Below are 11,823 nucleotides of genomic sequence, written 5' to 3' on the forward strand. Positions count from 1 at the left end.
TTTCAGGAAAAAGGGTCTTTTTCGGGATTATTTAGCCGACAAATGACTGGGGTGTGACAAATCGGCTATGATTGTTAATTGAAAATGGGGATAGTTTAGGATAGAATAAGAACAACTAATTCAAATGAGGAGGCTCTCATGATATTTAATGGAATTTTATATCAGGTGGAAGCTGGTGTTGCCCACCTTACCTTGAATCAGCCTGAGATTGCCAACGGTTTTAATGTGCCAGTCTGTGATGAAATCTTAGAAGCTATTGCGAGGGCCGAGGAGGATACTAGTGTTCGCTTGCTGCTCATCAAGGCGACGGGGAAAATTTTCTCTGTGGGTGGTGATTTGGCTGAGATGCAGCGGGCGGTGGATGAGGATGACATTGCCTCTCTAGGTCGAATTGCAGAGCAGGTTAATGAGATTGCCTATGCTTTGAAACGTTTACCAAAGCCAGTGGTCATGAGCGTTGACGGTGCCGTAGCAGGTGCTGCTTTCAACCTTGTTCTAGCGGCTGATTTCTGTGTTGCCTCAGACAAGGCAAAATTCGTCCAAGCCTTTGTAGGGGTTGGTTTAGCACCAGATGCGGGAGGGATCTACCTTCTGACGAGATCTATCGGGATTAACCGCGCCACGCAGTTGACCATGACAGGAGAGCCGGTCAGTGCTGAAAAAGCCTTAGAGTATGGCTTTGTTTACAAGGTTTGTGACTCTGAAAAGTTGGAAAAGACAACCGAGCGGTTGATTACAAAATTACTCCGAAATTCTGATAACTCTTACAAGGCGATTAAAGAAATGATCTGGAAGAGTGAGTTTGCTGGTTGGCAGGACTATGCTAAACTAGAGATTGATTTACAGAAATCCTTGGCCTTTACGGAAGATTTTAAAGAGGGGGTTAGGGCTTATACTGAGAAGCGTAGACCTCAATTCAGGAATCGGTAGAAAGATTTCTTTGATAAAATAGTTTTATAATCATACTAAATGCTTGTCAAATAATTTCTGATCTGATATACTTTGGTTGTCAAATAGTTTTGTTTTTTGAGGAGAAGCTTATGTCTGAAGAATTGATTAACGAGTACATTGTGTCTATTTTTAATAATGTGCTTGTTATTGAGGAAAATAGTCTGAAATCTAGTCAATTCAATGATCTCTCGCTCAAGGAAATGCACACGATTGATGCGATTGGGAGTATCAAAGATTGCCAACCGACTCATGTAGCTCAAACCTTGATGGTGACCTTGGGAACGGTGACGGCTAGTTTAAATCGTCTTGAAGAGAAGGGCTATATTGAACGCAAACGCTCCATGAGGGATCGTCGTGTGGTGAACTTGTATTTGACCAAAAAAGGACGTCTGATTTACCGCCTACACCGTAAATTTCATCGTCGGATGATTGCTGAAATTGCGGACGGCTTCACACCGGAAGAGTTTGAAGTCATGAAAAAGGGACTCTTTAAGCTTCACGCATTCTTGGAGGGCTTGAAATGACTTATCATGCTAAGATAAGCCAGGTAGCCCATTATCTTCCCGATCAAGTGGTGACCAATGAGGACTTGTCACAGATTATGGAGACGAGCGATGAGTGGATTGCTTCGCGGACAGGGATTCGAGAACGGCGCATTACTAAGCATGAGCAGACGAGTGACTTGGCGACAGTAGTTGCTGAAAAATTGTTGGCGCAGTCAGGATTATCTGCTCTCGATATAGACTTTATCATCCTTGCGACGATCACACCGGATTCGATGATGCCGTCTACGGCGGCTAGAGTTCAGGCCAATATTGGAGCTAGTAAAGCGTTTGCGTTTGATATTACCGCGGCTTGCTCTGGGTTTGTCTTTGCTTTAGCGACAGCGGAAAAGTTGCTGGCTTCAGGTGTTTATCAAAAAGGCTTGGTGATCGGGGCCGAGGTCTTGTCCAAGACCCTAGACTGGCAGGACCGTAGTACGGCTGTTCTCTTTGGAGATGGAGCTGGAGGTGTCTTGCTTGAGCTGGATGAAAAGAAGCATTTTCTGAGAGAATCTCTGCATACAGACGGTACTAGAGGGCAGGCGCTTGAATCAGGCTATCAGGGGTTGCATTCTCCCTACTCAGATTTCCAAAGTTCGCATTTGGCTTTGAGAATGGATGGGCGAGCTGTCTTTGACTTTGCGATGAGAGATGTGGTGGCTAGTATAAAAGATCTCTTGTCTGAGGCTAAGCTGATGCCAGAAGCGATTGACTACTTTGTCCTGCACCAAGCCAATAATCGGATGCTTGATAAGATGGCGCGAAAACTTGGTGTTGTTCGGGAAAAATTACCGGCCAACATGATGGCTTATGGCAATACCAGTGCAGCCAGTGTCCCAATCCTTTTGTCCGAGTGTGTTGAGAAGGGGATGATCGAATTAGGGAGTGGTCAAAAGCTGATTCTCTCTGGTTTCGGCGGAGGCTTGACCTGGGGCGTTTTGCTTATATCTATTTAGTTAATAAATGGGTGCTCAGCACCATTTATAAAAAAATTTTTTATACAATAAGGAGTTACACTTATGGCAGTATTTGAAAAAATACAAGAAATCATCGTTGAAGAATTGGGCAAAGAAGCTGAAGAAGTAAAATTGGAAACTTCTTTTGAAGATCTTGACGCAGATTCATTGGATATCTTCCAAGTGATTTCTGAAATTGAAGATGAATTTGACATCACTATTGAAGCAGAAGATAGCCTAAAGACTGTAGGGGACTTGGTTGCTTACGTAGAAGCACAAACAAAGTAAGAATAAGGGGAATGAGAATATCAACCAGTTGGTATTCTCCCTTGTTTCACAAATTGTTTGATATTCAAATGATTTGTGAAGCAAATAATGATAGAAAAGAGATTTATGAAAACACGTATCACAGAACTGTTAAATATTAAATACCCTATTTTTCAAGGGGGAATGGCCTGGGTGGCTGATGGCGATTTGGCTGGTGCCGTATCCAATGCTGGTGGCCTTGGGATTATCGGCGGAGGGAATGCTCCTAAGGAAGTCGTGAAGGCTAATATTGACCGTGTCAAGCAGATTACGGATAAGCCCTTTGGTGTCAATATCATGCTCTTATCGCCTTTTGCGGATGACATTGTTGATTTGGTCATCGAAGAAGGCGTTAAAGTTGTTACAACAGGTGCTGGAAACCCTGGGAAATATATGGAGCGTTTCCATGCGGCTGGTATGGTGGTGATTCCAGTTGTTCCGAGTGTAGCTCTAGCTAAGCGGATGGAAAAAATCGGTGCAGATGCTGTTGTTGCGGAAGGAATGGAAGCTGGCGGTCATATCGGTAAATTGACAACCATGACCCTGGTGCGTCAGGTGGTCGAAGCCGTTGATATTCCTGTCATTGCAGCAGGCGGTATCGCAGACGGACACGGTGCAGCGGCAGGGTTCATGTTGGGAGCTGAGGCAGTACAGGTTGGGACACGTTTCCTTGTCGCTAAGGAATCCAATGCCCATCAAAATTACAAGGATAAGATCTTGAAGGCTAAAGATATTGATACGGTAGTTACAGCGGCTCATTTTGGCCATGCGGTGAGGGCTATTAAAAACAAGTTGACCAAGGATTTTGACCTGGCTGAGCGGGAAGCCTTTAAGCAGGACGAACCAGATTTAACCGTTTTTGAAAATCTTGGAGCAGGAGCTCTGCGGCGTTCAGTTGTCGACGGTGATGTTGAGACAGGATCCGTTATGGCTGGTCAGATTGCAGGCTTGGTTTCTAAGGAAGAAACTTGCGAAGAGATTTTGAAGGACATCTATTATGGTGCGGCCAAGGTTATCCAAGAAGAAGCTAGCCGCTGGGCTGGTATCAAGCCGTAAGCCTAGCCAAAAAGAAAGTGTGACGAAATGACAAAAACAGCCTTTTTATTTGCAGGACAAGGAGCCCAAAGTTTAGGTATGGCAAGGGATTTGTACGATGCCTATCCAATTGTCAAGAAAACCTTTGATGAGGCTAGCCAGATTTTGGGCTATGATGTGCGGGATTTGATTGATAACGATGAAGAAAAACTCAATCAGACTCGCTACACCCAACCGGCTATTTTGACAACCTCTGTAGCGATTTACCGTCTCTTGCTGGAAGCGGGCTACCAACCAGATATGGTGGCGGGTTTGTCTTTAGGGGAATATTCAGCCTTGGTGGCTGCGGGAGCTCTTTCTTTTGAAGATGCAGTCGCTCTGATTGCCAAACGTGGGGAATTGATGGAGACAGCTGCTCCTGCTGGTAGCGGTAAGATGGTGGCTGTCATGAACACTGAAGTTTCTCTCATCGAAGAAGCCTGTCAAAAGGCCTTGGATAAGGGCTATGTTGGTCCAGCTAACTATAACACGCCCGGTCAGATTGTCATTGGCGGTGCTGTAGAGGCAGTGGATCAGGCGGTCGCCTATCTCAAAGAAGCAGGAGTCAAGCGGATGATCCCACTGAATGTTTCTGGTCCCTTCCATACGGCTCTTTTGGAGCCTGCTAGTCAAGGGCTAGCCAAAGAACTCGCCAAGGTCACCTTTACGGAACCAGAGGTTCCAGTAGTTGGCAACACAGAGGCCGCTGTCATGGCAAAAGAGGCGATTCCTAACTTACTCGCTCGTCAGATCATGGAACCAGTGCGGTTTTATGAGTCCATCGAAACCCTGAAGGAGTTAGGCATGACCAAGGTCATTGAAATTGGTCCAGGTAAGGTCTTGAGTGGTTTTATGAAAAAAATTGACAAGACCATTCCCACTGTCACTATAGAGGATTGTCCAACATTTGAAGCCCTAAAAGGATAGGAGAAGTCATGGAAGTAAAAGGAAAAAATGTGTTTGTCACGGGATCGACTCGGGGGATTGGGCTAGCGATTGCCCGCCAGTTTGCAGGTCTAGGAGCTAATGTGGTGCTCAACGGCCGCTCTGCCATTTCAGAAGAGTTACTGGATGCCTTTAAGGACTACGGCGTTCAGGTTATCGGTATTTCAGGAGATGTTTCTTCCAATCAGGATGCCAAGCGGATGGTGGATGAGGCCATCGCAGCTCTTGGAAGTGTGGATATCTTGATTAACAATGCTGGTATTACTAAAGATGGTATGGCCTTGCGGATGACGGAAGACGACTTTAATAGTGTTCTCCAGATTAATCTGACAGGGACTTTCAATATGACCCAGGCGGTCCTTAAGCCCATGACTAAGGCCAGGGAAGGTGCCATTATCAATGTATCCAGTGTGGTGGGGTTGATGGGAAATGCTGGCCAGGCCAACTATGCAGCCTCTAAAGCAGGGGTTATTGGCTTTACCAAGTCCATTGCTCGTGAGGTGGCGGCGCGCAATGTACGTGTTAACGTGATCGCACCAGGCTTTATCGAATCAGACATGACAGCTGGCCTGTCTGATAAGATTAAGGATGCCATGATGGGACAAATCCCGATGAAACGCTTTGGTCAGGCAGAAGAAGTGGCCAAGGTTGCAGTCTTCTTGGCGAGTCAAGAGTACCTGACAGGTCAAGTCATTGCCATTGATGGTGGTTTGACCATGCAGTAACAAGGGTAGCTATACCCAGCGAGTGTGACACAAGACTGACGCTGTGGCGAAAGATTGCGTCCGTGACATCCATCAGAAAGAAATAATTAATTTCTTTCCGATGGACTAGTGCAGACTGTAGCCAAGTCTCCATAGGGGTTGGCGTTGAAGGTTTGTGCTCTCACTACTAAGGAAAGCAAAGAAAAAAATAATCAGGAGAACCTCATGAATAGAGTCGTCGTAACAGGTTACGGTGTAACCTCCCCAATCGGAAACACACCAGAAGAATTTTGGAATAGTTTGAAGACAGGCCAAATTGGCATCGGCAAAATCACTAAGTTCGATACAGAGGACTATGTAGTTAAAAACGCTGCGGAAATCAAGGATTTTCCTTTTGATAAGTACTTTGTCAAGAAAGATACCAATCGCTTTGATCCTTACTCCTTGTATGCTATTTATGCGGCCAAGGAAGCTTTGGCTAATGCTAATCTGGATACAGAGCAGATTGATCGCGATCGCTTCGGGGTGATTCTATCCACCGGGATTGGGGGCATCAAGGAGATCGAAGAACAGGTCAACCGCTTGACGGAGAAAGGGCCAAAGCGTGTCCGTCCAATGACTTTGCCGAAGGCTCTTCCAAATATGGCGGCTGGTAATATTGCCATGGAAGTAGGGGCCAACGGCGTATGTAAATGTGTTATCACGGCCTGTGCTTCTTCTAACGATGCTTTGGGGGAAGCCTTCCGTGAAATCAAGTTTGGTTTTCAAGATGTCATGCTGGCTGGTGGTTCAGAGGCTTCAATTACGCCTTTTGCGATTTCAGGTTTCCAAGCTCTGACAGCCATGTCTACAACAGAAGATCCGACTCGTGCTTCTATCCCATTTGATAAGGATCGCAATGGCTTTGTCATGGGGGAAGGAGCAGGCGTTCTGGTACTTGAAAGCTTGGAACACGCTCAAAAACGGGGGGCAACTATCTTGGCTGAAATTGTAGGATATGGAAATACTTGTGATGCCCACCATATGACATCGCCACATCCAGAAGGCTTGGGAGCCATTAAGGCCATGAAATTGGCTATGTCAGAAGCAGGTATCCAGCCAGCAGATATTGATTACATCAATGCTCATGGAACCTCAACGCCTGCCAATGAAAAGGGCGAGAGCCAGGCTATTGTAGAAGTGTTTGGCAAAGAAACGCCTGTATCTTCTACCAAGTCCTTCACAGGTCACTTGCTTGGTGCAGCTGGAGCTGTTGAAGCCATTGCTGTTATTGAAGCCATGCGTAACTCCTTTGCACCGATGACCGCAGGGACAAAAGAATTATCAGACTATATTGAAGCAGATGTCATCTATGGCCAAGGGCGTGAGATGGACATTCATTATGCCATTTCTAATACCTTTGGTTTTGGTGGACACAATGCCGTTTTGGCCTTCAAACGTTGGGAGAACTAAATGAATATTTCAGATATTAAGGACTTGCTGGCCCAATTTGACGGCTCAAGTCTGAGAGAATTTTCGTATAAGACTGGCAGCGAGGAGTTGGTTTTCTCGAAAAATGAGGCTAAATTCCAAGGACTTGCGCCAGTGGTGGCTCCTGTGGCAGGACCAGCTCCAGCAGAGGTTAGTCCAGCATCCTCTGTTTCAGAACCTGCTGGAGGAGCTAATCCTGAAACTAGCTCTGCTATTGCTCCAACATCAGGCGCTGAAGGTGATGTTGTAGAGAGTCCTTTAGTTGGCGTGGCCTATCTGTCGCCAGCGCCAGACAAGCCAGCTTTTGTGCAGATCGGCGATCGTGTTAAGAAGGGCCAGACTCTCTTGATCATTGAGGCCATGAAGGTCATGAATGAAATTCCGGCTCCAAAAGATGGTGTGGTCACTGACATTTTAGTCGCCAATGAAGATGTAGTAGAATTTGGACAAGGATTGGTAAGGATCAAATGATGGATATAAACCAGATTAAAGAAGCGCTGCCTCACCGCTACCCGATGCTCTTGGTGGATCGGGTTCTTGAGATGAGCGGAGATACCATTGTCGCTATCAAAAATGTCACCATCAATGAACCCTTTTTCAATGGGCATTTTCCTGAATACCCAGTCATGCCAGGGGTCCTGATTATGGAAGCACTGGCCCAGACGGCAGGTGTTCTTGAATTATCAAAACCTGAAAACAAGGGCAAGTTGGTCTTTTACGCCGGTATGGACAAGGTCAAGTTCAAAAAGCAAGTCGTCCCTGGAGATCAGCTCGTCATGACGGCGACCTTTGTCAAACGCCGTGGCACGATTGCAGTCGTTGAAGCCAAAGCCGAAGTTGATGGCAAGCTGGCAGCGAGCGGGACGTTGACCTTTGCTATCGGAAATTAGGATAACTTGATACCAAATGGCAGGGTGGCTTAGGATGAGCAACCACTTCATCCGGTATGACGAAATAAGAAATGTAGTAGTATGTTTAATAAGATTTTGATTGCCAATCGTGGCGAAATTGCGGTGCGGATTATCCGTGCGGCCAGAGAATTGGGCATTGCGACGGTCGCAGTATACTCAGAAGCTGATAAGGAAGCCCTTCATACCATCTTGGCAGATGAGGCGATCTGTATCGGTCCTGCTCGCTCTACTGAATCCTATCTCAATATGAACAATATCATCTCAGCAGCCATCTTAACGGGGGCTCAGGCCATTCATCCAGGCTTTGGATTTTTGAGTGAGAATTCAAAGTTTGTGACCCTTTGTGAGGAAGTGGGCATTAAATTCATTGGCCCTTCAGCCAAAGTCATGGATGTAATGGGAGACAAGATCAATGCCCGTGCACAGATGATTGAGGCCAAGGTTCCGGTGATTCCAGGATCAGATGGTGAGGTCTATACGGCTGAAGAAGCGCTAGCAGTTGCGGATCAGATTGGTTACCCTGTTATGCTAAAGGCCTCTGCTGGTGGTGGTGGAAAAGGGATTCGTAAGGTTGAACGTCCAGAAGACTTAGTTACAGCCTTTGAGAATGCCTCTGCTGAAGCCAAGGCAGCCTTTGGCAACGGTGCCATGTACTTGGAGCGGGTCATTTATCCGGCCCGTCATATTGAGGTTCAGATTTTGGCGGACCAACATGGACATGTCATTCATCTAGGTGAACGGGATTGTTCTCTTCAGCGGAATAACCAGAAGGTTTTAGAAGAAGCGCCTTCGATCGCGATTGGCCAAACCCTGCGTCAAAAAATTGGCCAGGCTGCTGTTCGAGCGGCTGAATCCGTTGGTTACGAAAATGCGGGAACGATTGAGTTTCTTCTGGATGAAGAAAAGGGCGAATTCTATTTTATGGAGATGAATACCCGTGTCCAAGTAGAGCATCCTGTCACAGAGTTTGTGACAGGCGTGGACATTGTCAAGGAGCAGATCCGCATTGCAGCAGGTGAAGTTCTTGAAAAGACACAAGAAGAGGTAGTCATTTCAGGACATGCGATTGAATGCCGCATCAATGCGGAAAATCCTGCCTTTAACTTTGCCCCAAGTCCAGGGAAAATCGATAGCCTCTACCTTCCAAGCGGTGGGGTTGGCATCCGTGTGGATTCAGCGGTTTACCCTGGCTACACCATTCCACCTTACTATGATTCCATGATTGCCAAGGTCATTGTGCATGGGGAAAACCGTTTTGAAGCTCTGATGAAAATGCAACGTGCTCTCTATGAATTGGAGATTGAAGGGGTTAAGACCAATGTGGACTTCCAATGGGATTTGATTTCTGATAAGCGCGTGGTGGCTGGAGATTATGATACAGCCTACCTCATGGAAGAATTTTTACCACGTTTTCAAGAACAAGAATAGACAATAAGGAGAAACTATGGCTTTGTTTTCGAGAAAGGATAAGTATATCCGCATCAATCCGAATCGTTCTAGGGTTCAAGCGACACCTCAAACAAAGCCTGAGGTACCGGATGCGTTATTCGACAAGTGTCCTAGCTGTAAGCAGATGGTTTACCAGAAGGATCTAGGACTTGATAAGACCTGTCCATCTTGTTCCTATAATTTCCGGATTTCGGCCAAGGAGCGCCTGCAGCTGATTGGGGATGAAGGGACTTTTGAGGAATACTTTACAGGTCTTGAGACCAAGGATCCGCTGCATTTTCCTGGTTATAAGGAGAAATTGGCTAAAACCCGCCAAAAAACAGGCCTAGATGAAGCGGTGGTGACAGGTCTTGTTCAGATTAAGGGGCAGACCTGTGCTCTTGGGATCATGGATGCCAACTTCATCATGGCCTCTATGGGGACCATTGTGGGGGAAAAGATTACCCGTCTCTTTGAACTGGCTACAAAAGAAGGACTGCCGGTGGTCCTCTTTACAGCTTCTGGTGGGGCTCGGATGCAAGAAGGCATCATGTCGCTTATGCAGATGGCCAAGATTTCTGCGGCGGTCCAACGTCATTCTAGGGCTGGTCTCTTTTACTTGACGGTTTTAACGGATCCGACAACAGGTGGAGTGACGGCTAGTTTTGCCATGGAAGGGGACATCATCCTTGCTGAGCCTCAGACCTTGGTTGGTTTTGCTGGACGTCGTGTTATTGAAAGCACGGTTCGTGAAAATCTGCCAGCGGATTTCCAAAAGGCGGAGTTTTTGCTGGAGCATGGTTTTGTGGACAAGATCGTCAAGCGTCAGGAATTGCGTGAGACCATCGGAACCTTATTGGCATTGCATGGAGGTGAGGCATGACAGAGATTAGCCGTATCATTAAACAAGCTAGGGATCAGGGACGTCTGACAGCTCTTGATTTTGCCAAGGGAATCTGTGAGGACTTTATAGAACTGCATGGCGACCGGAATTTCCGTGATGACGGTGCCATTATCGGGGGAATTGGCCGCCTAGGCCATCAAGCCGTTACGGTTATCGGAATCCAAAAGGGCAAGAACTTGCAGGATAATCTAGACCGTAACTTTGGTCAGCCCCATCCAGAAGGCTACCGAAAGGCTTTGCGCCTCATGAAGCAGGCAGAGAAATTTGGACGTCCAGTTATTACCTTCATCAATACGGCTGGAGCCTATCCTGGTGTTGGTGCGGAGGAGCGTGGACAAGGAGAGGCTATTGCCCGTAACCTCATGGAAATGAGTGACCTAAGGGTCCCCATTATCGCCATTATCATCGGAGAGGGGGGATCTGGTGGTGCCTTGGCCCTAGCTGTTGCGGACCGGGTCTGGATGCTGGAAAATTCCATGTACGCTGTTTTGTCACCAGAGGGTTTTGCCTCGATCTTGTGGAAGGATGGGAGCCGAGCGATGGAGGCGGCGGAACTCATGAAGATCACCTCTTACGAACTCCTCAAAATGGGAGTAGTAGACCAGGTCATTTCAGAGCGTGGTCGCTTTGGATCAGAGCTTATCCAAGATGTAAAAGTAGCGATTATAGAAGAATTACAGACCTTACAAGCCCTGTCTGTAGAGGAAATGTTAGATCAGCGCTATGCCCGTTTTCGTAAATTTTAAAAGATTGTTCAAAAGCAATCTTTTTTTGAAGGCCATGGTCAGTATAAGCTAATTCTTGGAAGCTCTTCTTTTGGGGAAATAAAACGTTCAATATCCTAGGAGAAATTCATCAGAGTTTAAAGCTTGGTTTGCTTTTATGGGAGTTTGATAGGGCTGGTATGGCTTAGTTGTTGACGATTGGAAGAAGTCTTGTTATGCTTAAAGAAAGGGAGAGGCAATAGGGGAATGGTATGTTAGAGAAAGTAGAAATTTACTTAGCCTATCAAGGGTTCAAATACATCAAGCCTGAAAAGGCTGGAGAGTTGAGCCAAGAGATGGAAAAAGTGCGTTTTCTTGCTCAAGAAGCCAGAAAAGAATTTGATCAGCTGGGACGAGAATTGGAAAAACGGATAGCCCCTTTTCAAATGGAGCAAGTCAGTCAGTGGATGAACCAGGCGCAAATCTGCCGACCACATTTTTGGGTCTACTACCGATTGCCCTCTGATGCCCAAGGGGATGTGGCTTTGGCCATTCGCCTGTACGGGGAGCCTAGTGACTGGGGAATTTCGGTCGAAGTGAGTTTTGTTGAGCGAAAAAAATCAGAAACAAGCCTCTCGAAACAAAACCAGGTGCTTGAGATCCCCGTCCAAGAAGAAATCTATTACTGGGTCCAGAAGGATGGGGTGAGCGAGCGAGTAGAAGCGACAGAAGCAAACCGTCGCCTATTGCAGGAGCAGGTCAGAACAGGGCTTGTCCGTAAGGTCTTGGTGAAAACCGATTTTCCCTTGCAGGCAGACCGATCACGAGAAGAAGTTGTCTTGCAACTGATCTCTATGTTTCATGGTTTACTTCCCTACTATGAAGCAAGTAAAAAAACGGATTGAGTTAGTCATCCGTTTTTTGTTAT

General features: G+C 46.5%; 14 protein-coding genes. All 14 read left to right on the forward strand.

The window, feature by feature from the left end; all coding sequences use genetic code 11:
* Positions 1-138: 138 nt before the first annotated feature.
* The 14 genes from fabM (at position 139) to ABID29_RS00460 (ending at position 11,800) form a co-directional block, all read left to right on the forward strand.
* A complete protein-coding gene (gene fabM, locus ABID29_RS00395) occupies positions 139-930 on the forward strand; it encodes a trans-2-decenoyl-ACP isomerase (protein WP_354363638.1) in 792 nt (263 codons plus the stop codon).
* A gap of 110 nt (positions 931-1,040) precedes the next feature.
* Positions 1,041-1,475, forward strand: coding sequence for a fatty acid biosynthesis transcriptional regulator FabT (gene fabT / locus ABID29_RS00400; RefSeq protein WP_354363639.1), 435 nt, complete (start codon positions 1,041-1,043; stop codon positions 1,473-1,475).
* A complete protein-coding gene (locus ABID29_RS00405) occupies positions 1,472-2,449 on the forward strand; it encodes a beta-ketoacyl-ACP synthase III (RefSeq protein WP_354363640.1) in 978 nt (325 codons plus the stop codon). The genes fabT and ABID29_RS00405 overlap by 4 nt, the downstream gene beginning before the upstream one ends.
* A gap of 63 nt (positions 2,450-2,512) precedes the next feature.
* The gene (locus ABID29_RS00410) at positions 2,513-2,737 is read left to right on the forward strand and encodes an acyl carrier protein (RefSeq protein ID WP_168548278.1); all 225 of its coding nucleotides are present in this window, start codon (positions 2,513-2,515) and stop codon (positions 2,735-2,737) included.
* Positions 2,738-2,842: 105 nt separating this feature from the next.
* On the forward strand, positions 2,843-3,811 hold the full coding sequence (fabK, locus tag ABID29_RS00415) for an enoyl-[acyl-carrier-protein] reductase FabK (protein ID WP_354363641.1): 969 nt from the start codon (positions 2,843-2,845) through the stop codon (positions 3,809-3,811).
* A gap of 27 nt (positions 3,812-3,838) precedes the next feature.
* A complete protein-coding gene (gene fabD, locus ABID29_RS00420) occupies positions 3,839-4,756 on the forward strand; it encodes an ACP S-malonyltransferase (RefSeq protein ID WP_354363642.1) in 918 nt (305 codons plus the stop codon).
* 8 nt (positions 4,757-4,764) lie between these two features.
* Positions 4,765-5,499, forward strand: a complete 735-nt coding sequence (gene fabG, locus ABID29_RS00425; RefSeq protein ID WP_354363644.1) for a 3-oxoacyl-[acyl-carrier-protein] reductase — start codon at positions 4,765-4,767, stop codon at positions 5,497-5,499.
* 204 nt (positions 5,500-5,703) lie between these two features.
* The gene (fabF, locus tag ABID29_RS00430) at positions 5,704-6,930 is read left to right on the forward strand and encodes a beta-ketoacyl-ACP synthase II (protein WP_354363645.1); all 1,227 of its coding nucleotides are present in this window, start codon (positions 5,704-5,706) and stop codon (positions 6,928-6,930) included.
* Positions 6,931-7,419, forward strand: a complete 489-nt coding sequence (accB, locus tag ABID29_RS00435; RefSeq protein ID WP_354363646.1) for an acetyl-CoA carboxylase biotin carboxyl carrier protein — start codon at positions 6,931-6,933, stop codon at positions 7,417-7,419.
* Positions 7,416-7,838 carry a 3-hydroxyacyl-ACP dehydratase FabZ gene (gene fabZ / locus ABID29_RS00440; protein WP_354363647.1) on the forward strand — a complete coding sequence of 141 codons (423 nt, stop codon included), beginning with the start codon at positions 7,416-7,418 and terminating at the stop codon, positions 7,836-7,838. Before accB ends, fabZ begins: the two co-directional genes overlap by 4 nt.
* Positions 7,839-7,919: 81 nt before the next feature.
* Complete coding sequence (locus ABID29_RS00445; protein ID WP_354363648.1) at positions 7,920-9,287, forward strand: acetyl-CoA carboxylase biotin carboxylase subunit; 1,368 nt, start codon at positions 7,920-7,922, stop codon at positions 9,285-9,287.
* Positions 9,288-9,303: 16 nt separating this feature from the next.
* The gene (gene accD, locus ABID29_RS00450) at positions 9,304-10,170 is read left to right on the forward strand and encodes an acetyl-CoA carboxylase, carboxyltransferase subunit beta (protein WP_354363650.1); all 867 of its coding nucleotides are present in this window, start codon (positions 9,304-9,306) and stop codon (positions 10,168-10,170) included.
* A complete protein-coding gene (locus ABID29_RS00455; RefSeq protein ID WP_354363652.1) occupies positions 10,167-10,937 on the forward strand; it encodes an acetyl-CoA carboxylase carboxyl transferase subunit alpha in 771 nt (256 codons plus the stop codon). The genes accD and ABID29_RS00455 overlap by 4 nt, the downstream gene beginning before the upstream one ends.
* A 230-nt stretch (positions 10,938-11,167) precedes the next feature.
* Positions 11,168-11,800 (forward strand): HI_0552 family protein, encoded by a 633-nt coding sequence (locus tag ABID29_RS00460; RefSeq protein ID WP_354363653.1) that lies wholly within the window; start codon positions 11,168-11,170, stop codon positions 11,798-11,800.
* Positions 11,801-11,823 lie beyond the last annotated feature (23 nt).

Origin of the sequence: Streptococcus rupicaprae (assembly GCF_040545225.1) — a bacterium.
Classification (GTDB): Bacteria; Bacillota; Bacilli; order Lactobacillales; family Streptococcaceae; genus Streptococcus; species Streptococcus rupicaprae.